Genomic DNA, 20,716 nt, shown 5'->3' with positions numbered 1-20,716 from the left:
ATCTTAAAGGTGCAAAGACGCAAGACGCAAAATTTCGTTTTGCGTTGTCGTTTTGGTGTCAACAATACCGGCAACGAGACCATTGCTCATAACCAGAATACGATCTGTGATCCCTAACAGTTCCGGCATTTCGGAAGAGATAATAATGATCCCTTTATCTTTCTTAGCCAGCTCTGCTATCAGCTGGTAAATCTCAAACTTTGCCCCGACGTCGATACCGCGCGTAGGTTCATCCAGCATCAGAATTTCAGGCTGCGTTAATAACCAGCGACCGATAATCACCTTCTGCTGGTTCCCTCCTGAGAGTGAGCCAATTTGCGTACGGTGGCCCGGCGTTTTCACGCGCATGGAGTCAATGACCCACTGGGTATCACTCTTCATGCGGGAATTATCCAGCAGACCGATTTTGCTTTTGTAGTTACGGATATTCGAAATTAACGAGTTAAAGTTAATATCGAGGTAGGCATAAATACCGGTTGAACGACGTTCTTCCGTCACCAGCGCAAAGCCGTGGTTAATGGCTTCGTTCGCGTTGTGGTTATTGATTTTCTTGCCGTGCAGCGTAATGGTGCCGCCGGATTTTTCACGGATCCCGAACAGGGTTTCCACGATATCGGTACGCTTAGCGCCCACCAGCCCCGCGATACCCAGGATCTCGCCTTTGTGCAGGTCAAAAGAGACGTCACGTATGGACGGCTGACGCAGCGAGGTAAGGTTACGCACCTCGAGGATTACTTCGCCCGGCTTATTTTCTTTGTCCGGGAAGCGCTGGTTCAGGGAACGGCCAACCATCATGGCGATGATCTTGTCCATATCCAGCCCTTCCAGCGGCTGCGTGGCAATCCACTGGCCGTCGCGCAGGATGGTGATTTCATCGCACAGCTGGAAAATTTCTTCCATTTTATGTGAGATATAGACGATGCCGCAGCCGCGATCCTTCAGCTTGCGAATAATGGTAAAAAGGTGGTTAACCTCTTTTTCCGTTAATGACGATGTCGGTTCATCCATGATCACGATTTTCGCATCATAGGAGAACGCTTTGGCAATTTCGATCATCTGCATCTGGGATACGGATAATGTTCCCACGCGCGCGCGCGGATCGATATCAATATCCAGCTCGTCAAAAATGGCTTTGGTATCGCGATACATTTTGTCCTGATCGACAAAAACGCCTTTGGTTGGATAACGACCCAACCACATGTTATCCATTACTGAACGTTGCAGAACCAGGTTTAACTCCTGGTGTACCATCGAGATGCCGTTTTCCAGCGCTTCTTTCGCTGAGTGGAAATCGATCTCTTTTCCCTGAAAAAGAATGCTGCCGGAATCTTTTTGATAGATCCCAAAAAGACATTTTAATAACGTTGATTTACCCGCACCATTTTCACCCATTAACGCATGAATAGAGTGAGGACGCACTTTTAAATTAACATTATCGAGTGCCTTAACGCCGGGGAATGACTTATTAACGCCGGTCATTTCCAACAAGTATTCACCGGACGACTGAGTAGCTGTGCTGACCATAATTATACCTTGTTGGCCTCGCATATCGCGTTATAAAAGGGCGCAACGAATTGCGCCCAGTGAAGATAAAACGAAGATCTTATTTACCGATAAACTCAGCCAGGTTGGACTGGTCTACGCCCACGTAAGGAACGCGAACGATTTTGTTTTCAATTTTCCAGCTGGTGCCGTCAGCAGCGCCTTTACCGTCAGCGAGGTTTTTCGCCAGGTCGAAGGTGGCTTTCGCCTGGTTGTTAGCATCGTTCAGCACGGTACCGGCCATGGCGCCAGATTTCACCAGCGCCAGCGCTTCTGGCAGCGCATCTACGCCAAACACGGGAACGGCGGATTTGTTGTGCGCTTTCAGCGCTTCTACTGCGCCCATTGCCATCGCATCGTTGTTGGCGATAACCACTTCAATTTTGTTAGCGTTCGGACCAGAGAGCCACGCATCCATCTTATCTTTCGCCTGAGCGGTGTCCCACATTGCGGTGTCTAACGCCAGCTGCTGGGTTTTCAGGCCTTTGTCGTTCAGCTCTTTGATAACGTAAGTAGTGCGTGCTTCAGCATCCGGGTGGCCCGGCTCGCCTTTCAGCAGCACAAACTGAATCTGCCCATCTTTGTTCAGATCCCAGTTCGGGTTCGCCGCCCAGTGTTTCGCAATCAGATCGCCCTGGATAATACCGGACTCTTTGGAGTCAGTACCCACGTAGTACGCTTTGTCGTAGCTATCCAGCGCCTTACGGGAAGGTTCTTTGTTGAAGAAGACAATTGGCACGTTCTGGCCGCGCGCTTTCTCGATAACCGTGCCCGCCGCCGCCGGGTCAACCAGGTTGATGGCCAGCGCCTTCACGCCTTTTGCCAGCAGAACGTCAATCTGATCGTTCTGTTTGGACTGGTCGTTCTGGGAGTCATTCATCAGCAGCTGCACGTCAGGCGCTGATTTAGCATCTTTTTCAATTGCTTTACGCACAACAGACATGAAGTTGTCGTCGTATTTATAGATAGTTACGCCAATACGGGTATCCGCTGCGTGCGCTGCTGCGCCAAAAAGCATGCTTGCCATGACAGCAGACAGAGTCAACACCTTCTTATTCATGGTATCTCCGGTTTTTTTTATGCAGGGTAGTTCTTGTGAAAAACGGTCGGCGGGCAGATGTTAATAAAACGTTACTGATCGCCGAAGTTCACTTATAAAATGTCCAGCTTCCGTGTTCGGTAACGCTCCAGAAATGCGTTTTATTCGTTGTTTGAGGCATGGTGGTAACGGTAAAAGCGAATAATCACCGTTACATTATGTTTCAGCCCCTAAAACGCTGACATCATAGACAGCGGCTTGTTAAGATACTGTGAATTTACTCACAGATTGAAAACGGTTACATCACCTGATGTTATCAGTTAGTGATCGGAGCCACAGTTTGCCGAACCGCGACCGAATGACGCCGCACTAAAGTCGGCATAAAACAATGCGTTGCGTCAGGATCCAGCAGCCCTGCCGCCCCCTGCAGCGCCAGCTCCGTCGCCAGTTTCGCCATCGACGCAATGGGGTAACGCACCGTCGTCAGCTGCGGATCGGTGTAACGGGCAATCGGGATATCGTCGAAGCCGATCAGCGATAAATGCTGCGGCACCGCAATGCCGTTGTCCTTCAGCGCGGTAAGCGCCCCTGCCGCCATGCTGTCGTTGTATGCGAACACTGCCGACAGCTGAAGATTACGTCCCAGCAGCTCAACCATTGCCGCTTCACCGCCCTGCATATCCGGCGAACCGGTCCCTACCCAGCTCTCCAGCGGCACGATGCCCTGCTCTTTGAGGGCGTTTTGCCAGCCCTGACGGCGCATCATGTCGTCTTCAATGCCGTGGCTGGAAGCCAGATAGCCAATACGCTGATGGCCGTTGCTGATGAGCATCCGCGTCGCCATCATTGCGCCGCTGATGTTATCCAGACCAACGCAGCGGTGCGCATAGCCGGGCACGATGCGGTTGATCAGCACCATGCCGGGGATCTGCTCCATAAACCCGGCAAGCTCCTCATCGCTCAGGGCTTTTGAGTGCACGATCAGGGCGTTGCAGCGCTGGCGGATCAGCACCTCAATGGCATAACGCTCTTTTTCCGCCTCGTGATAGCTGTTGCCAATCAGCACATACTTCTGGTGCTGCTGGGCGACAACGTCCACCGCCTTAACCAGCGCGCCAAAGAAGGCGTCCGACACATCCATCACCACCACGCCAATGGTATCGCTGACCTGCGTGGCCAGCGCCTGGGCATTGGCGTTTGGCCGGTACCCCAGCTGGGTCACGGCTTTCATTACGGTTTCACGCGTTTCAGGGCTGACCAGCGCGCTGTTGTTCAGCACGCGGGAGACGGTAGCAACAGAAACACCCGCCAGGCGGGCGACGTCACGAATGGTGATCATATTCACCACCCTTTAAGGAATTGCAGCAACTCACAGACACCCCCTGTGTTTAGCAAGGTGGCTATTCTGGCAGCGAGAGAAAGGAGACTACGTGAAGAAGCTCACACAGATGAAAACGCTTACATCCATTTTGTTAATGATTGTGATCCAGATCGTTATCTGGATGTATTACGTAATGATACGCCCGACGCACGCGCGGTTAACTGCCGCCACGCCCACTCCAGCGGGCCCTGACGGAAATAGCGCAGCCAGATGACGGAAAACATCACGTTAACAATCCAGACCGGAATAACAAACGCCAGCAGCGTCAGGCGGTCGAATTTCATAAACAGGCCGAATCGATAGAATAGCGTGGTGCATATCAGGGTTTGCAGAAGGTAATTGCTTAACGCCATCCGCCCAACGCAGGCCACCGCGCTGACGATCCACAGGCGAGAGAGCTGCGGCCAGAAGCCGTAGATGAGCGCCGCATAGCCAACGGTCTGGAACGGTGCGCTCAGCTCTCGCGGGATCTGGAGCAGGAACGCGCACCAGCGGTAATCCCACTGAAGATGCCACTGTACGATCGTCGCCGGAAGGTTAATCATCACGCCGAGCAGCACCAGGCCCGCGCCTGTGAGACGATAGTGACGCAGGCTAAACTCCCCTTTCAGCCAGCCGGTGCGCATCAGGGAGGCGCCAATCAGCATCATTCCCGCCAGCTGCCAGCCGTATTGCGCGCCCAGCGCCAGCAGGTTATCGCCGAGCATATCGGCCCGGTTGCCGATGGCTTCCGCGCCGCCCTTCAGCTTCCAGTACTGCTCATATTGCAGGTTCGCCGCGTCCGGGGTCCATGACCGGCTGGTGGAACCATCCGCAATCATGCCCAGCAGCAGCAGCACGGCCAGCCCCATGACGTAGAGCATCACCCCGGTGTTGAACAGGCTTTTTACGCCGGGCGCGTCGCGGATCAGCCGCCAGCAAATAAGGCCCACCAGGCCATAAGCCAGCAGAATATCGCCGTCCCAGAAAAGGAGTCCGTGAATAAAGCCGAGGATGACCAGCAGCGTTAAGCGCGACTGGATCCAGCGCGTGCCGCGCCTGAGGAGAAGCTGAAGCCCCGCGCCAAAGAGAAGCGCAAAGAGGGTAAGGAATTTAACCTGGGCAAAGAGATCGAGGAGGGCCCACGTCCAGGCATCGCTGCGCGTGATGTCGCCATACCACGCCGGATTGAGATACGCCGCCTTCGGCAGACCGAAGGCGTTAATATTCAGCAGCAGGATACCGAGAATGGCGACGCCGCGAACAAAATCGAGCGTGACGTTTCGCTCCATGGTCCCTGCCCTGCCTGCTTAGTTGTGGTGACGCACGGCGCGCAGGAACTCCTGGCGGGTGTTCTGGCTCGACTTAAACAGACCGCCCAGCGAGGTGGTGGTGGTCGCGCTGGTGGCATCACGTACGCCGCGGGCCTTCACGCAGTAGTGTACCGCGTCGATGGACACCGCCACGTTGTTGGTACCCAGCAGGGTTTGCAGCGCGGTCAGGATCTGCTGCGTCAGACGCTCCTGCACCTGCGGACGCTGGGCAAAGAACTGCACGATGCGGTTGATTTTGGACAGGCCGATCACCGTATCTTTAGGAATATAGGCCACCGTCGCTTTGCCATCGATCGTCACGAAGTGATGTTCACAGGTGCTGGTCAGCGTGATATCGCGCACCGTCACCATCTCATCAACCTTCATCTTGTTTTCAATGACGGTAATTTTCGGGAAGTTCGCGTAGTCCAGGCCGGAGAAAATTTCGTCGACGTACATTTTTGCAATGCGGTGCGGCGTCTCCATCAGGCTGTCGTCGCTCAGATCGAGATTCAGCAGTTGCATGATCTCCGTCATGTGATCGGCGATCAGACTCTTGCGGGTTTCATTGTCCAGTTCCTGCACGGGCGGGCGCAGTGGCGTTTCAAGACCGCGCGCAACCAGCGCTTCATGGACAAGGGCTGCTTCTTTACTGAGTGATGGCATTCTTTTCTCCTGCAGGTGTGGCGTCTTTTGCCCTCGTTGTGGCAAAAGTGTGCGCTCATTGTGCGTGAGGCGACGCACATAATCCAGTATTCACGACGATAATTATTGCAATTGCTGTTGCCTTTCAGCGTGACGATTCCAGACAAGGCCGCCAGCAACAAAGAGCGCGATACCGGCCAGCCCAAGCGCAGGCTCCAGCCGGTGGGTAAGCCAGGTCGACAGGGCCGAGGTGACCGGACCGATCAGCTGACCGATGGCATACCCGGTGGTGAGCAGTCCCGCCATGTAGCGCGTGTGGTCTGGCGCCAGCTCGCGCCCGTATAACAGGGAGAGCTGTACGGCGCAGAGGAAACCGCCGCCCACCAGCAGCCCGCCCGTCAGCAAACCGCCAATGCCCGGCAGAAGCCATGCCGCCAGCACGCCAACGCCCTGTAGCCACAGGACAATCGCCAGCCTGCGGTTGGATGTCGAGGTATGGCGCAGAGCAATGCTGAGGGCAATTCCCACCACCGAGGCGGCGCCAAAAATCGGCCAGACAAACTGGGCAAACAGGCTGCCGGGAAAACGCACGGCAGCCATTTGCGACAGGAAGGTCGCCGGGAGGATATAGCCAAACCCCGCCAGGCTGTAGCTCCAGACCAGGCGCTTTAAATCTGCGGTCAGCAGCAGCGGTTCAGGTGCGGAACCCGGACGATGAAGCTGACCCGCACGCGGCAGATACCGGGCCGCCAGCGCAATCAGCACCAGCGCCAGCACGCCGTAAATTTGCCATGCCGCTCCGGCGGACAGGGATTTCGCCTGAATATAGACCGCCAGCAGGCCGCTCAGGGCAATACCGGCGCCGGGACCGGCAAAGACGGCCGCACTCAGCCCCGGCTTGCCCAGCTGCCCCAGCCGCTCGTTGGTCCAGGCGGCAATCAGCACCATCGACCAGCCGCTCATGCAGCCAATCACAAAGCGCAGCAGGCCGTGAACGATGGCGTTATCTGCCGCCGCGGAGAGCAGCGTCAGCGCCACCGCGCCGCCAATGCCCAGCCAGAGACGCGTTTCAACGAAGCGATGGGCGCGCATGGCATCCCACGCGCCTACCAGATAGCCCAGATAGTTCATCGCCGCGACCAGCCCCGCGCTGGTGAGCGTGAGTTGCCCGGCGGCAATCATCAGCGGCACCTGAGGCGTGAAGGCGAAGCGCCCTATCCCCATCGCCACGACCAGAACCACAAATCCGCTGAGCGCGATACGCAGCGCCATGATCGCTCCAAATGTTAAAGAAAAGTAAAATCATGATGCAACATCTCGCCGTCCTGCGAAAGTGAAAGTTGCTCACAGGTCAATGAAAACTCTGTATTATGAGTTTCATGAATAGTCTTCCGTATAAGGAGCCCTGCATGGAACTGCTCGAAGAGCATCGTTGTTTTGAAGGTCGACAGCAGCGCTGGCGGCACGACTCCACCGTCCTGAACTGTGCCATGACGTTCAGCATTTTCCTCCCACCGACGGAAAATCCACCGGTTCTGTTCTGGCTTTCAGGCCTGACCTGCAATGACGAAAACTTCACCACTAAAGCGGGAGCCCAGCGTGTTGCCGCTGAGCTTGGCATCGCGCTGGTGATGCCAGACACCAGCCCGCGAGGGGATGATGTGGCGGACGATGCCGGGTACGATTTAGGCAAAGGCGCCGGATTCTATCTGAACGCCACCAAGCAGCCGTGGGCGAGCCACTACCGCATGTATGATTATGTCCGTGATGAACTACCTGCACTGATTCAGTCAGAATTCGCGGTGAGCGAGCGCTGCGCGATTAGCGGTCACTCCATGGGCGGCCACGGCGCGCTGATAATGGCGCTGAAAAATCCGGGTAAGTACGCGAGCGTGTCGGCATTTGCGCCCATCGTGAACCCAACGCAGGTACCGTGGGGGCAAAAAGCCTTTACGGCCTATCTGGGGGAAGATGTACAAAAATGGCAGGAATGGGACAGCTGCGCGCTGATGCTGGCAAGCCGGACGGAAGACGCGATTCCGATGCTTATCGATCAGGGTGATGCGGATCAGTTCCTCGCCGGGCAGCTACAGCCTGCGGTGCTGGCCGAAGCGGCGCGTCAGAAAGACTGGCCGCTGACGCTGCGCATCCAGCCGGGATACGACCACAGCTATTACTTTATGGCGTCCTTTATTGAGGACCATCTCCGCTTCCATGCGGAGCATTTGTTCAGGTAAGTTCGGCCTTTTGCCCGGTAGACTCCTGTATACCGGGCCTATCCCCTCCCCCTCATTTACATAATCCTATCCGCTTGAAACCAGACCGGTTTTTTTTATTTACATCAAACACAAATGATTTCAATTATCATTTGTGTTTACAATTCTACATTCTTTTGTACAATTCCAGGCTCTTCTCCATCTCAAAGAGTTCTTAAAAGACAAAAACATACAGTTCTCAGGGTTATCCCGATGGAGTTTTATTCTTTTTATATGGAATGTACAAATGACAATACTCCGCGTTAAGCTCCTGGCCGTCGCCGTTGGCGCTGCCACATTTACCCCCTTCGTTCACGCAGCCGATCAGGACACCGTTGTCGTCACCGCGACGGGTTTTGAACAAAAGATCCAGAATGCCCCCGCCTCCATCTCTGTTATTTCGAAACAGCAGATTGAAGATAAAGCCTACCGTGATGTTACCGATGCCCTGAGAGACGTCCCGGGCGTTGTCGTCACTGGCGGCGGGAGTAGCAGTGATATCAGTATTCGCGGTATGGCATCTCAGTACACCTTGTTTCTTGTGAACGGCAAACGCGTCAGTACGCGAAGCACCCGCCCAAACAGCGATAACTCGGGTATTGAACAAGGCTGGCTGCCGCCACTGGAGTCCATAGAGCGCATCGAGGTCATCCGCGGCCCGATGTCCTCGCTTTACGGCTCTGATGCTATGGGTGGTGTCATCAACGTCATTACCAAAAAAGTCTCGAACACCAAAGCCTGGACCGGTTCTTTGCATGGCGATGCAACCTTCCAGGAAAACCATGATTCCGGTGACATCTTCCAGACCAACGCCTACGCTTCAGGTCCTCTGATTGACGGCCTGCTGGGCGCAAAAGTGACGGGGCTTTTGTCACGCCGCGCCGAAGATAAGATAGTGAACGGGTATAACGAGCAGAAAATGCGTAACGGTGGCATTACGCTGAACTTTACGCCGGACGAGAAGAACGATTTCGATCTTGATTTTGCTCGTGAGCTTCAGGACAGAAACAGCACGCCAGGGATGTCGAAAGCGGCTGAAACCTGCCGGGGAACGACCTGTAAGCCAAATACCAAAAGCGACTCGCGCTATGAGCATACAACTTACTCCTTAACCCACAGCGGGTATTACGACGACTTCAATACCACCAGCTATATCCAGCAGGAAGAGACCAATAACCCAGGTCGCAAAATGCGCTCGTATAACACCACCTTCAACAACCAGAACCAGATTTTCCTCGGCGATCATACATTGACCCTCGGCGGGCAGTATCGGTATGAGAAACTGCGCGACAAGGGCAATCAGCTGGAAGCTGCGGACGGCCTGAACAAACTGACTCGCTGGAGCTGGGCCCTGTTTGCCGAAGATGAATGGTCAATGACGGAAAGCTTTACGTTGACCGGTGGCCTGCGTATGGACAAAGACCAAAACTACGGGACGAACTGGACGCCGCGCGGTTACGGCGTATGGCACCTGGCCGAACAGTGGACGCTGAAAGGCGGGGTTTCGGCTGGCTATCGGGCGCCGGATCTGCGTCAGTCGTCCGCCAGCTGGGGCCAGGTAACGGGTGGCGGCCGTCTTGACGGTATCATCGTTGGCAACCCGGATCTGAAACCAGAGAAGAGCCTGAGCGAAGAGCTCGCCCTGCTCTGGGATAACAACGATAACCTGAATGCCGGCGTGACGCTGTTTAATACCGACTTCAAGGACAAGATTACGGAAGTTCGCCGCTGTAACAGCAGCGCCGATCCCGCCTGTACGATTGGCGATCACAGCTATGATTTTGTGAGCGACCGCGTCAACGTGGACAAAGCCAACATGCGCGGCGTGGAGTCCTCGTTCGGCTGGAAAATCTCGCGCGATGTGAACTGGACCGCAAACTATACCTATACCGAATCCGAGCAGAAGAGCGGTCAGTTCTCCGGCAAGCCGATGAACAAGATGCCTAAGCATATGTTCAACACCACCCTGGACTGGCAGGCGACGCCCGACGTCGGTTTCTGGAGCCGTCTGAACCTTCGCGGTAAAACGTCCGAGTATCTGAGCCGTACGTCAATGTCCCAGGGCACGCCGTCCTACACTCAGGTTGATGTCGGTCTGCGCTACAACGCAAACAAAAACCTGCTTGTTACCGCCGGTGTGTATAACGTGCTTGATAAGCAGATTGATTACGATACGTATGACACCGTGCTTGACGGGCGACGCTATACGGTTGGCATGACCTATAGCTTCTGATTTGCCCATAAAAAAGCCCGCTCAAATGAGCGGGCTTAAAGAGAGGAAGTGCGTTTAGCGTTTAAATCGTTCCGGGAAATCCATTTCACTGTAGCGAACGAAGCGGGTTCCTTTCGTCAGCTTGTAGCCAAACCAGATAATCAGGAACAGCGGAATACCGATATAGGTGGCCGTCACGGCGCCCCAGTCGATGGTGTCCGCAAGGAAGGCTTCGTAGTTCTGGCCCAGGGTGATGATCAGGCACAGAATGAAGGCAAAAATCGGCCCCAGCGGGAAGAACCCCGAGCGGTACGGCAGGTTGTTCAGATCGTGGCCCTGCTTGACGTAGCCGCGGCGGAAACGATAGTGGCTGATGGCAATGCCCAGCCAGGCGATGAAGCCCGTCATACCGGAGGTATTAAGCAGCCACAGGTACACCGTCTGGTTGCCGAACATAGAGGTCAGGAAGCACAGACCGGCAATCACCGTGGTCGCGTACAGCGCGTTGCGCGGCACGCCGCCGCGGGACAGTTTCGAGAAAATACGCGGCGCTTTGCCGTCGCAGGCCAGGGTATAGAGCATACGGGTGGACGCGTACATACCGGAGTTACCCGCAGACAGCACCGCCGTCAGGATCACCGCGTTCATTACCGCCGCCGCAGAGAGCAGGCCCGCGTGCTGGAAGACCAGCGTGAACGGGCTGACGCTGATGTCCTTCACGTCGTTACGCAGCAGGCTTGGATCGGTGTACGGAATGATCAGGCTGATAATCAGGATCGCGAATACGTAGAACAGCAGGATACGCCAGAACACCTGACGCACCGCGCGAGGAATGTTCTTCTCCGGGTTTTCGGATTCACCGGCCGCAATGCCAATCAGCTCGGTGCCCTGGAAGGAGAAGCCGACAATCATCGCCACGCCAATCATCGCCGAGAAGCCTCCGGCAAACGGCGCATCGCCTATGCTCCAGTTGCTCCACCCGGCCGGTTCAGCCCCTTTGAAAATACCAACGATCATCGCCACACCGACGACGATAAAGATGATGACGGTTGCCACTTTAATCAAAGAGAACCAGTATTCCGCTTCGCCAAAGCCGCGAACGGAGATGTAGTTCAGCAGGAAAATCACCGCAAGGAACAGCGCACTCCAGATCCAGCCCGGCGTGTCCGGGAACCACCAGGTCATCACCAGCTGTGCGGCGACCAGATCCACGGCGATAGTCACCGCCCAGTTGTACCAGTAGTTCCAGCCCAGCGCGAAGCCGAAGCCTTCTTCAACGTATTTCTGACCGTAGGTCGAAAACGAACCCGATACCGGCATATAGGCTGCCAGTTCGCCCAGGCTGGTCATCAGGAAGTACACCATCAGGCCAATCAGGATATAAGAGAATAGTGCCCCACCCGGGCCTGCTGCCGAAATCGTTGCGCCAGAGGCAACGAAAAGACCTGTACCGATAGATCCGCCAATGGCGATCATCGTCAGGTGACGCGCCTTAAGTGCGCGACGTAGCGCGGGCGCTTCTGTGGTTTTAGTTTCTGAAACCATGTGAAAATGCTGTCCATTCAATAAATGAGGCGCGATTGTAGCAGACGATCCGCGTTCCTTCCGGCAGAAATGCTCAGTTATAAGAGAGCTTCATGACTCGGCCAGGATTATAAGTAAAGCATAATTTTTCCCTCTCCCCTTTGGGGAGAGGGCCAGGGTGAGGGGCGATTTCACATCTCGCAGTAGCGCAGAAAACGCTGCAGCGAACTGGAAAGGTGCTTTTGGCGATGGTGGATGCACCATAATGTGCGCACCAGCTTCGGCAGCGGAACGGGGATCTCAACCAGCGATCCGGTTTCCAGCTGCTCGGCAATCACCCGTCGGGAAAGACAGCTAATGCCCAGACCATGGCGTACGGCGTGCTTAATCGCCTCTGAATTGCCCAGCTCCATGCCCAGCTGAAAATGCGGCAGGTGCGAGAGCAGCAGATAATCGACAATCTCACGCGTGCCGGAGCCCTGCTCTCGCAGTATCCACTGGGCCTGCGCCAGCCGCTCCAGCGTGACCTCGCCCTGCAGTAGAGAGGAGGCCGGAGACGCAAACACCACCAGCTCGTCCTCCAGCCAGGGTTCGGCGATGATATCGACGTTGTGGCATGGCCCTTCGATAAGCCCGATATCCACGCGGAAATCAATCACCGCGTTGATGACATCCTGGCTGTTGCCCACGCTCATCTCCAGCGGCAGGGTCGGGAAATCCCGGCGGTAGCGGGCGATCACTTCCGGCAGAATATAGTTACCGATCGTGCTGCTGGCGTACACGCGGATCGCGCCGTTGTCCTCGCGGAACAGCTGTTCGATTTCGACGGCCTGCTCCAGCAACGCCAGCGCGCGCGGGTAGAGCAGTCGGCCATGTTCGTTCACCACCAGCCGCTTCCCTACCCTGTCGAACAGCTGGACGCCCAGCTGGCCTTCAAGATCGGTTAAGGCCGCGCTGACGGCAGACTGCGAGAGCGCCAGCATTTGTGACGCCTGGGTCGTCGAGCCGCTCTTCAGCACTTCGGCAAAAACTTCCAGCTGACGCAATGTAATGTGCATGGTTGCTTACCACTTATAAAGATTGATTATAAATATATAATCAATTTTATTTTTAAGCCAGAGCGCCGTAACCTTTAGCCAGACAAAGGAGAAGGTTATGTCAGAAATCACCTTACAACATCATCGTACAGTGTGGCACTTCGTGCCGGGTCTTGCGCTCAGCGCCGTGGTTACCGGTGTCGCCTTATGGGGCGGCAGCATTCCGGCGGTGGCCGGTGCAGGGTTCAGCGCCTTAACGCTGGCCATTCTGCTCGGCATGGTCGTCGGGAATACCGTTTATCCGCACATCTGGAAATCCTGTGACGGGGGCGTTATTTTCGCCAAACAGCATTTATTGCGTCTCGGGATCATCCTTTACGGCTTTCGCCTCACCTTTTCGCAGATTGCGGATGTGGGCGTCAGCGGCATTGCCATCGACGTCCTGACCCTTACGAGCACCTTTTTCCTGGCGTGCTTCATCGGCCAGAAGATCTTTGGGCTCGACAAACAAACCAGCTGGCTGATTGGTGCTGGCAGCAGCATCTGCGGCGCGGCCGCGGTGCTGGCGACGGAGCCGGTGGTTAAGGCCGAGGCCAGTAAAGTCACGGTGGCCGTCGCGACGGTAGTCATCTTCGGTACGCTGGCGATCTTCCTCTATCCGGCCATGTACCCGCTGGTGGCGCACTGGTTCAGCCCGGAAACCTACGGCATCTATATCGGTTCAACCATGCATGAAGTGGCGCAGGTGGTAGCGGCAGGTCACGCCATCAGTCCGGATGCGGAAAACGCGGCGGTCATCGCTAAAATGCTGCGCGTAATGATGCTGGCACCGTTCCTGATTTTCCTGGCGGCGCGGGTTAAACAGCTGGCGCCGGCGGGCGGCAACGAGAAAAGTAAAATCACCATTCCATGGTTTGCGATCCTGTTCATCCTGGTTGCCATCTTTAACTCCTTCCACCTGCTGCCCAAGGCGGTGGTGGATATGCTGGTCACGCTGGATACGGTACTGCTGGCCATGGCGATGGCGGCGCTGGGCGTAACCACGCACGTGAGCGCCCTGAAAAAAGCCGGTGCGAAGCCGCTGCTGATGGCGCTGGTGCTCTTCATCTGGCTGATTGTGGGCGGCGGCGCGATTAACCTCGCCGTACACAGCCTGCTGGCATAAACCATCTCGTCCTTCTCCTGTTAACCCGTTATCATAGGCGTTTCGGGTTAACAGGAGTCTTTTTATGAAATATGTTGGAGCGCACGTTAGCGCTGCCGGTGGCCTTGCGAATGCCGCCATTCGTGCCGCCGAAATCGAGGCGACCGCCTTCGCCCTGTTCACCAAAAATCAGCGCCAGTGGCGCGCTGCTCCCCTCACCGCTGAAGTGATTGATAGCTTCAGGGCCGCCTGCGAGAAGTACCGCTATGGGCCAGGCCAGATCCTCCCGCACGACAGCTATCTGATTAACCTCGGCCACCCGGTTGCTGAGGCGCTGGAAAAATCCCGTGAAGCGTTCCTGGATGAGGTACAGCGCTGCGAGCAGCTGGGGCTGACGCTGCTCAACTTCCATCCGGGTAGCCATCTGATGCAGATCGATGAAGACGCCTGCCTGGCGCGCATTGCCGAGTCCATTAACATCACGCTGGATAAAACCAAAGGCGTGACGGCGGTGATTGAAAACACCGCCGGTCAGGGCAGCAACCTGGGCTTCAGGTTCGAACATCTGGCGGCGATCATCGACGGCGTGGAAGACAAATCCCGCGTGGGCGTGTGCATTGATACCTGCCACGCGTTTGCGGCAGGCTATGACCTGCGCACGACCGAGGCAACGAAGAACACCTTCGACGAGTTCGAGCGGATTGTGGGCTTTAACTACCTGCGCGGCATGCACTTAAACGATGCAAAAAGCGCGTTCGGCAGCCGCGTTGACCGCCACCACAGCCTGGGCGAAGGCAATATTGGCCACGATGCGTTCCGCTTTATTATGCAGGACGCCCGCTTCGACGGCATTCCGATGGTGCTGGAAACCATTAACCCGGATATCTGGGCGGAAGAGATTGCCTGGCTGAAAGCGCAGCAGACCGCTGAACAGGCGGCATAAAAAAAGCCGGGCGCGTAATGCGACCCGGCTTTTTTATTGCGTTAACGCTTATGCCGCTTTGGCGACCGCTTCCGCTTCCGGGCGCTTCAGCACCGCGTAAGACAGGCCCGCCACCAGCGTACCGACAACAATCGCCAGCAGGTAACCCAGCACCGGAGTGATTGCGCCTGGGATCAGCAGAACAAACAGACCGCCGTGCGGCGCCATCAGCTTCGCACCCACCGCCATAGAGATGGCGCCCGTTACCGCACCGCCTACGATACAGCAGGGCAGAACGCGCATTGGGTCACGCGCCGCAAACGGGATTGCGCCTTCGGTAATGAAGCACAGGCCCAGCACCAGCGCCGCTTTCCCACCTTCCTGCTGCGCTTTATCGAACTTACGACGGGCAATAATCGTCGCCAGGCCGAGCGCCAGCGGTGGCACCATGCCTGCCGCCATGATCGCCGCCATCGGCGCATAGGTCTGGGTACTCAGCAGGCCAACGCCAAACGCGTATGCCGCTTTGTTTACCGGACCACCCATGTCGGTACACATCATACCGCCGAGGATAGCGCCCAGCAGAACCGCATTCGCCGTCCCCATGGTTTGCAGCCAGTGGGTCAGGCCTTCCAGAATGCCCGCGACCGGCTTACCGATCAGGTAAATCATTGCCAGACCCACCACCAGGCTGGAAATCAGCGGGATGATCAGGATAGGCTTCAGCGCTTCCATGCTCTGCGGCAGCTTCAGCTTCGAGCTAATCAGCTTCGCCACGTAGCCTGCCAGGAAACCGGCAATAATACCGCCAATAAAGCCTGAACCGGTGCTTACCGCCAGCATACCGCCGATGAGACCCGGGGTCAGGCCCGGACGGTCGGCAATAGAGAAGGCGATAAAGCCAGCCAGTACCGGCACCATCAGCGCGAAGGCGGAGCCACCGCCAATCTGCATTAACGCCGCCGCCAGCGTGCCCTGCTCCTTAAACGCTTCGATACCGAAGGCGAAGGAGAGCGCAATACACAGGCCGCCCGCTACCACCATCGGCAGCATGTAGGAGACGCCGGTCAGCAGGTGGCGATACGCGCCCGCAGACTCTTTTTTCCCTTCGGTCGGGGTTTTAGCCGCACCGGTTGCCTGATACGGTTTGGCTTCCGCCAGCGCCTTGTCAAATTCCTGCGCGGTTTTCTTCAGCGCCAGGCCGGTAGAGGTGCGATACATCGGCTTGCCGGCAAACTTCGCCAGATCCACTTCGATATCTGCCGCCACGATAACCAGATCGGCTTCAGCGACCTCTTCCGGCGTGATGGCGTTACCTGCGCCCACGGAGCCACGGGTTTCAACCTTCACCCACCAGCCGCGTTTTTTCGCTTCGGTTTCAATGGCTTCAGCCGCCATAAAGGTATGAGCCACGCCCGTCGGGCACGCCGTTACCGCGACGATGCGCTTCGGCCCGGTGGCCGCAACCGGCGCCGCCTCAACGGGTGCGCTGTAAACCGCGGCATGACCTTTTGCTTCGCTCAGAAACAGTTCAGGGTGTGCCACCGCGCGATTAATATCGCCCAGCCACACTTTTTTGCCGTTCAGGGCGCTGTCGGCGGGGATTTTATCGCCCAGAACAATCGCCATTTCGGCATCACCCGGGTTATCAATGATATCCAGGTGCGCTTTTTGTGCCGCCGCGCCCAGCAGGGTCTTCGCCATATAGGCACGAGCCTGTCCGAGACCGGAGTCAATGATCAGCAGCGTTTTCATTATTCCTCTCCTGCTGTTAGTTAAACGGTTTTAAGTCAACGCGCGCCATCATCGCGGCTAACTGGGTACGATCGGTAATGCCGACGTTGCTCTGGCTTACGGCCAGGGCCGCAACGGCGGTAGCAAGACGTAAGGTATGTTCACTGGATTCCCGCATCAGCAGGCCATAAATCAGGCCGCCAACCATGGAATCCCCGGCACCCACGGTGCTGACCACGTCCATTGAAGGGGGTTTAGCAATCCATTCCCCGGAGGCGTTAACCCACAGGGCACCTTCTGCGCCAAGCGAAATCACCACGTGAGCGATACCCTGCTCGCGCAGCGCATGGGCAGCGTCAATCACATCCTTTAATTCTGGCAGCTTACGGCCAGCCCAGATCTCCAGCTCGCGGCGGTTAGGCTTAACCAGCCATGGAGAGGCTTTCAGTCCGGCGACCAGCGCATCGCGGCTGCTGTCGAAAATAATGCAAGGGCACTGGCTGCGCAGGCGGGTCATCCAGTCGGTGAAGGCTTCCGGGCTGACGCCGGACGGAAGGCTGCCGCTGACGCACACCATGTCAAACTGTCCCAGCCAGCTCAGGGAATCGGCAACGAAGCGCTCCCAGTCAGACGGGGTAACCTCAAAGCCCGAGAAGTTCAGATCGGTCACTTCACCGTCTTTCTCGGTCAGCTTTACGTTGATACGGGTACGGCCCTGTACAACCTGAAAACGGTTAGCGATGCCCAGCTCGCTGAACAGCTGCTGAAAACCGTCCTGGTTGTCTTTACCGAGGAATCCGCCAACGGTGACGTCGATGCCGAGATCTTTCAGCACTTTCGCCACGTTAATTCCTTTCCCTGCGGCATGCAGGCCGGTGGTTCGCACCAGGTTAACTTCGCCACGCTCGATTTCCGGGCAGAAGCCCACCAGATCGTAGGCCGGATTCAGCGTAATGGTCGCAACACGTCTGCTCATTATGCGCCCTCCCCCAGACCGGCAGCGATGGCATCGCCAATCGCTTTCAGCGCCTGTTCAGCATCTGCTCCCTGCGCGGTGAAACGCAGGCGGTGTCCTTTCTTCACGCCCAGCGCGACGACTTTCATCAGGCTGCGCCCGTTGGCAGGCTTACCCGAACCATCCAGATTGGTCACGGTGATCTCGCTCTCAAATTGTTTAATGGTATTCACCAGCATGGTTCCCGGACGGGCATGCAGGCCGTGTTCGTTACGCACCACGTACTCTGCGCTCAGCAGGTCGTCCTTCAGCGCATCGTCGCTGGTCAACAGCGCCAGCACCGTTGCCGCGTCGGCGTTCAGCAGTTTTTCAGCTTTATTGTTCAGCAGCAGGTCACCCAGACGCTTCAGCACGGCAACCGGCTGGTCGTCGGTCATGGCGACGGTCACCAGCATCGCCGCACGCTCGCCGTCTGCGTCAAAGGCACCAGCAGCGCGGCTGACGGCGATAGCGCTGCGCAGGTTGCCTTCAGCACTGTCGTTCAGCCAGATGCCCTGGCCCAGGTTCAGCGGCCTGTCGTTGATGGCGCGCGTGACGAAGACGGCATCAGCCGCGCCCGCCTCTTTCAGGCGCGCCGCATTCAGCGCCTGGAGGGTGACCAGATCGGAAGCGACGACGTCCAGCGTCAGGGTTTCATTGTCGAGCTTCAGCGCTTCGCTCTGCTTTTCGCCCATCAGCAGCGCGCGCAGCTCTTCAGCGGTGGTCGCGGATTTAAGCTGTTCAGCAACGGAGTCATCGCTCAGCACGTGGGTCAGCTGACGCAGCAGGCCCAGGTGTTCGTCACCGCTGGCCGCGATGCCGATAGCCACGTAAGCCACCTGACCGTCTCCCCAGAGCACGCCCTGAGGGAACTGGAAAACCTGTACGCCGGTTTTCAGCACCTGGTCGCGGGTGTCCGTGGTGCCGTGCGGGATAGCAATGCCGTTGCCGAGGAAGGTGGAGGTCTGCTGCTCGCGCGCCAGCATGCCGTTAACGTAGCCGTCAGCCACGTTGCCAGCCTGCACGAGAGCAGCGGCGACCTGGCGAATAGCCTCTTCTTTATTCCCGGCCTGTTCGCCCGGGTGGATATCCTGAACAGATAACTGGAACATGGTTCTCCTCTCCTGCTGAAATTGAATCGTTTCAGCTTAACTGAGAAAATAGGCGCTAACCTGCTCCATCAGGACAAACAAGATAGCGCTGAAACGTTTCAAGAAGTCTTGTCTTTTCTTCAGAAGGTTGCAAGAAAAGTTACGTTTCGTGTATCAGAATTTAGAAGTGCAGCACATTTCTTCTTCACACCGTGACGTTTTGCTGATGTTCAGCAAACAGGTTCAGCACGCTTCAGCGCAGGCTCAATAAACTGAAATGGCATTTTGATTTTTTGTGGCAATCTTGACCTCACCCTCTGTTTATTTAATGACGGGCGGCGTAAACTCCGCGTCTCCCTGTCACTCGCAAATACTGACCATGCATAACACCCCCGCTGCCGCCTCACCAAAGCCCTTTGATTTGACGTCAACGGCGTTTTTGATAGTCGCTTTCCTCACCGGGATTGCCGGTGCGTTACAAACGCCTACCCTGAGCCTGTTTCTGACCAATGAAGTCCACGCGCGTCCGGCGATGGTCGGCTTCTTCTTTACCGGGAGCGCCATCATCGGCATTCTCGTCAGCCAGTTTCTTGCCGGGCGTTCAGACCGCAAAGGCGACCGCAAAAGCCTGATCGTGTTCTGCTGCCTGCTAGGGGTGTTTGCCTGCCTGCTGTTTGCCTGGAACCGTAACTATTTCATCCTGCTGTTTGTGGGCGTGTTCCTGAGCAGCTTCGGCTCCACCGCCAACCCGCAGATGTTCGCCCTTGCCCGCGAGCACGCCGACCGTACCGGGCGGGAAGCGGTGATGTTCAGCTCGATACTGCGCGCTCAGGTGTCGCTGGCGTGGGTGATTGGTCCCCCGCTCGCCTACGCGCTGGCAATGGGTTTTGGCTTTACGGTGATGTACCTCAGCGCGGCGGTAGCCTTCGTGGTGTGCGGCGCGATGGTCTGGTTCTTTCTGCCATCCATGCGTAAAGAGCCAAAAGTGGCGACCGGTACGCTGGAAGCACCGCGGCGTAACCGGCGCGACGCGCTGCTGTTATTCATTATCTGTACGCTGATGTGGGGAACGAACAGCCTGTATATCATTAATATGCCGCTGTTTATTATTGATGAGCTGCATCTGCCCGAGAAGCTGGCCGGGATCATGATGGGTACCGCCGCAGGGCTTGAGATCCCCACCATGCTGATTGCGGGCTATTACGCGAAGCGTTTCGGAAAGCGCTTTTTGATGCGCATTGCCGCCGCTGCCGGGCTGCTGTTTTATGTCGGCATGCTGACGGTCCATACGCCCGCCCTGCTTCTTGCTTTACAGCTGCTGAACGCCATTTATATCGGCATTCTGGCCGGTATCGGCATGCTCTACTTCCAGGATCTGATGCCGGGTCAGGCAGGCGCTGCCACCACCCTTTATACTAATACCACCCGCGTGGGCTGGATTATTGCAGGCTCGCTGGCGGGCATCGTGGCTGAAATCTGGAACTATCATACGGTGTTCTGGATTGCGCTGGTGATGTGCGTCCTGACGCTAGGCTGCCTGACGCGTATTAAGGACGTTTAAGGCGCGGTGAGCGCTTCCAGCTCAAGAAGATAGGTGATGGCCTGCTGCCGCGTACTGCCGCACATTTCGGCGGTTGGCTGTAGGCCGGAGCACACCTTCGGGCGCAGGGGCGAGCCAAAGATCATACACAGGTTGGAATCAGAGAGCTGAACGCAGCGGGTATTGGCAGGCTTGCCCTCGGGCATTCCTGGAATGGGGCTTGAGATGGACGGTGCGGTACAGCACGCGCCACAGTCGGAACGACAATCCATAAATGCTCTCTGCTGGTGGCAAACGCCCGTGCGGTCGGGCATTGCGCGCACAGTAACACCTTTTATGTATTGATAGCAAAACCCACGAATTC

General features: G+C 56.6%; 17 protein-coding genes. 5 read left to right on the top strand and 12 right to left on the bottom strand.

Annotated elements, in window-relative coordinates; translation table 11 throughout:
* Positions 1 to 3: 3 nt before the first annotated feature.
* The 6 genes from mglA to MOQ06_RS06690 all read right to left on the bottom strand — a co-directional run bounded on the left by mglA (position 4) and on the right by MOQ06_RS06690 (position 7,171).
* Positions 4 to 1,524, bottom strand: a complete 1,521-nt coding sequence (gene mglA / locus MOQ06_RS06715; protein ID WP_148419847.1) for a galactose/methyl galactoside ABC transporter ATP-binding protein MglA — start codon at positions 1,522 to 1,524, stop codon at positions 4 to 6.
* Positions 1,525 to 1,603: 79 nt separating this feature from the next.
* Positions 1,604 to 2,602, bottom strand: a complete 999-nt coding sequence (mglB, locus tag MOQ06_RS06710) for a galactose/glucose ABC transporter substrate-binding protein MglB (protein WP_242172126.1) — start codon at positions 2,600 to 2,602, stop codon at positions 1,604 to 1,606.
* 295 nt (positions 2,603 to 2,897) lie between these two features.
* Positions 2,898 to 3,920, bottom strand: a complete 1,023-nt coding sequence (galS, locus tag MOQ06_RS06705) for an HTH-type transcriptional regulator GalS (protein WP_148419849.1) — start codon at positions 3,918 to 3,920, stop codon at positions 2,898 to 2,900.
* A gap of 155 nt (positions 3,921 to 4,075) precedes the next feature.
* Positions 4,076 to 5,233 carry a DUF418 domain-containing protein YeiB gene (gene yeiB / locus MOQ06_RS06700; RefSeq protein WP_242172123.1) on the bottom strand — a complete coding sequence of 386 codons (1,158 nt, stop codon included), beginning with the start codon at positions 5,231 to 5,233 and terminating at the stop codon, positions 4,076 to 4,078.
* 18 nt (positions 5,234 to 5,251) lie between these two features.
* Positions 5,252 to 5,920, bottom strand: coding sequence for a GTP cyclohydrolase I FolE (gene folE, locus MOQ06_RS06695; protein ID WP_148419851.1), 669 nt, complete (start codon positions 5,918 to 5,920; stop codon positions 5,252 to 5,254).
* A 102-nt stretch (positions 5,921 to 6,022) separates the two neighbouring features.
* Positions 6,023 to 7,171, bottom strand: a complete 1,149-nt coding sequence (locus MOQ06_RS06690) for a YbfB/YjiJ family MFS transporter (RefSeq protein WP_242172121.1) — start codon at positions 7,169 to 7,171, stop codon at positions 6,023 to 6,025.
* Between the two features lie 137 nt (positions 7,172 to 7,308).
* On the opposite strand from MOQ06_RS06690, the gene fghA reads away from it, so the two are divergent.
* Positions 7,309 to 8,136 (top strand): S-formylglutathione hydrolase, encoded by an 828-nt coding sequence (gene fghA, locus MOQ06_RS06685; RefSeq protein WP_242172119.1) that lies wholly within the window; start codon positions 7,309 to 7,311, stop codon positions 8,134 to 8,136.
* A gap of 265 nt (positions 8,137 to 8,401) precedes the next feature.
* Positions 8,402 to 10,387 carry a ligand-gated channel protein gene (locus MOQ06_RS06680; protein ID WP_242172117.1) on the top strand — a complete coding sequence of 662 codons (1,986 nt, stop codon included), beginning with the start codon at positions 8,402 to 8,404 and terminating at the stop codon, positions 10,385 to 10,387.
* Between the two features lie 54 nt (positions 10,388 to 10,441).
* On the opposite strand, the gene MOQ06_RS06675 is transcribed toward MOQ06_RS06680, so the two are convergent.
* Together MOQ06_RS06675 and yieE are read right to left on the bottom strand one after the other, a co-directional pair.
* Positions 10,442 to 11,911: an amino acid permease gene (locus MOQ06_RS06675; RefSeq protein ID WP_148419855.1), complete on the bottom strand. Its 1,470-nt coding sequence runs from the start codon at positions 11,909 to 11,911 to the stop codon at positions 10,442 to 10,444.
* A gap of 170 nt (positions 11,912 to 12,081) precedes the next feature.
* Positions 12,082 to 12,948 (bottom strand): DNA-binding transcriptional regulator YeiE, encoded by an 867-nt coding sequence (yieE, locus tag MOQ06_RS06670; protein WP_148419856.1) that lies wholly within the window; start codon positions 12,946 to 12,948, stop codon positions 12,082 to 12,084.
* Positions 12,949 to 13,045: 97 nt separating this feature from the next.
* Between yieE and MOQ06_RS06665 the strand changes: the two genes are divergently transcribed.
* Positions 13,046 to 14,092, top strand: coding sequence for a YeiH family protein (locus tag MOQ06_RS06665; RefSeq protein ID WP_242172111.1), 1,047 nt, complete (start codon positions 13,046 to 13,048; stop codon positions 14,090 to 14,092).
* 64 nt (positions 14,093 to 14,156) lie between these two features.
* Positions 14,157 to 15,014 carry a deoxyribonuclease IV gene (gene nfo / locus MOQ06_RS06660; RefSeq protein ID WP_148419858.1) on the top strand — a complete coding sequence of 286 codons (858 nt, stop codon included), beginning with the start codon at positions 14,157 to 14,159 and terminating at the stop codon, positions 15,012 to 15,014.
* A gap of 48 nt (positions 15,015 to 15,062) precedes the next feature.
* Here nfo and fruA read toward each other — a convergent pair whose 3' ends face one another.
* The 3 genes from fruA to fruB are packed head-to-tail and all read right to left on the bottom strand — an operon-like array spanning position 15,063 to position 18,833.
* A complete protein-coding gene (gene fruA, locus MOQ06_RS06655) occupies positions 15,063 to 16,748 on the bottom strand; it encodes a PTS fructose transporter subunit IIBC (protein WP_242172108.1) in 1,686 nt (561 codons plus the stop codon).
* Positions 16,749 to 16,764: 16 nt separating this feature from the next.
* The gene (fruK, locus tag MOQ06_RS06650) at positions 16,765 to 17,703 is read right to left on the bottom strand and encodes a 1-phosphofructokinase (RefSeq protein WP_242172107.1); all 939 of its coding nucleotides are present in this window, start codon (positions 17,701 to 17,703) and stop codon (positions 16,765 to 16,767) included.
* Positions 17,703 to 18,833 (bottom strand): fused PTS fructose transporter subunit IIA/HPr protein, encoded by a 1,131-nt coding sequence (gene fruB, locus MOQ06_RS06645; RefSeq protein WP_242172103.1) that lies wholly within the window; start codon positions 18,831 to 18,833, stop codon positions 17,703 to 17,705. Before fruB ends, fruK begins: the two co-directional genes overlap by 1 nt.
* Positions 18,834 to 19,191: 358 nt before the next feature.
* Between fruB and setB the strand changes: the two genes are divergently transcribed.
* Complete coding sequence (gene setB / locus MOQ06_RS06640) at positions 19,192 to 20,373, top strand: sugar efflux transporter SetB (RefSeq protein ID WP_148419862.1); 1,182 nt, start codon at positions 19,192 to 19,194, stop codon at positions 20,371 to 20,373.
* On the opposite strand, the gene MOQ06_RS06635 is transcribed toward setB, so the two are convergent.
* Positions 20,370 to 20,624 carry a zinc/iron-chelating domain-containing protein gene (locus tag MOQ06_RS06635; protein ID WP_039274169.1) on the bottom strand — a complete coding sequence of 85 codons (255 nt, stop codon included), beginning with the start codon at positions 20,622 to 20,624 and terminating at the stop codon, positions 20,370 to 20,372. The genes setB and MOQ06_RS06635 overlap by 4 nt on opposite strands.
* Between the last annotated feature and the right edge of the window lie 92 nt (positions 20,625 to 20,716).

The organism is Enterobacter sp. I4 (genome assembly GCF_022669095.1).
In the GTDB taxonomy this organism is placed as follows: Bacteria; Pseudomonadota; Gammaproteobacteria; order Enterobacterales; family Enterobacteriaceae; genus Enterobacter; species Enterobacter pasteurii.
This window is presented reverse-complemented; position numbering and strand designations above follow the sequence as displayed.

Excerpts from the sequence above, each read along its gene's own strand:
- galS (WP_148419849.1), bottom strand. The coding sequence starts at position 3,920 with ATGATCACCATTCGTGACGTCGCCCGCCTGGCGGGTGTTTCTGTTGCT.
- MOQ06_RS06675 (WP_148419855.1), bottom strand. The coding sequence starts at position 11,911 with ATGGTTTCAGAAACTAAAACCACAGAAGCGCCCGCGCTACGTCGCGCA.
- fruK (WP_242172107.1), bottom strand. The coding sequence starts at position 17,703 with ATGAGCAGACGTGTTGCGACCATTACGCTGAATCCGGCCTACGATCTG.
- MOQ06_RS06635 (WP_039274169.1), bottom strand. The coding sequence starts at position 20,624 with ATGGATTGTCGTTCCGACTGTGGCGCGTGCTGTACCGCACCGTCCATC.
- MOQ06_RS06690 (WP_242172121.1), bottom strand. The coding sequence starts at position 7,171 with ATGGCGCTGCGTATCGCGCTCAGCGGATTTGTGGTTCTGGTCGTGGCG.
- fghA (WP_242172119.1), top strand. The coding sequence starts at position 7,309 with ATGGAACTGCTCGAAGAGCATCGTTGTTTTGAAGGTCGACAGCAGCGC.
- yeiB (WP_242172123.1), bottom strand. The coding sequence starts at position 5,233 with ATGGAGCGAAACGTCACGCTCGATTTTGTTCGCGGCGTCGCCATTCTC.
- mglB (WP_242172126.1), bottom strand. The coding sequence starts at position 2,602 with ATGAATAAGAAGGTGTTGACTCTGTCTGCTGTCATGGCAAGCATGCTT.
- nfo (WP_148419858.1), top strand. The coding sequence starts at position 14,157 with ATGAAATATGTTGGAGCGCACGTTAGCGCTGCCGGTGGCCTTGCGAAT.
- yieE (WP_148419856.1), bottom strand. The coding sequence starts at position 12,948 with ATGCACATTACATTGCGTCAGCTGGAAGTTTTTGCCGAAGTGCTGAAG.
- fruB (WP_242172103.1), bottom strand. The coding sequence starts at position 18,833 with ATGTTCCAGTTATCTGTTCAGGATATCCACCCGGGCGAACAGGCCGGG.
- MOQ06_RS06665 (WP_242172111.1), top strand. The coding sequence starts at position 13,046 with ATGTCAGAAATCACCTTACAACATCATCGTACAGTGTGGCACTTCGTG.
- fruA (WP_242172108.1), bottom strand. The coding sequence starts at position 16,748 with ATGAAAACGCTGCTGATCATTGACTCCGGTCTCGGACAGGCTCGTGCC.
- mglA (WP_148419847.1), bottom strand. The coding sequence starts at position 1,524 with ATGGTCAGCACAGCTACTCAGTCGTCCGGTGAATACTTGTTGGAAATG.
- MOQ06_RS06680 (WP_242172117.1), top strand. The coding sequence starts at position 8,402 with ATGACAATACTCCGCGTTAAGCTCCTGGCCGTCGCCGTTGGCGCTGCC.
- setB (WP_148419862.1), top strand. The coding sequence starts at position 19,192 with ATGCATAACACCCCCGCTGCCGCCTCACCAAAGCCCTTTGATTTGACG.
- folE (WP_148419851.1), bottom strand. The coding sequence starts at position 5,920 with ATGCCATCACTCAGTAAAGAAGCAGCCCTTGTCCATGAAGCGCTGGTT.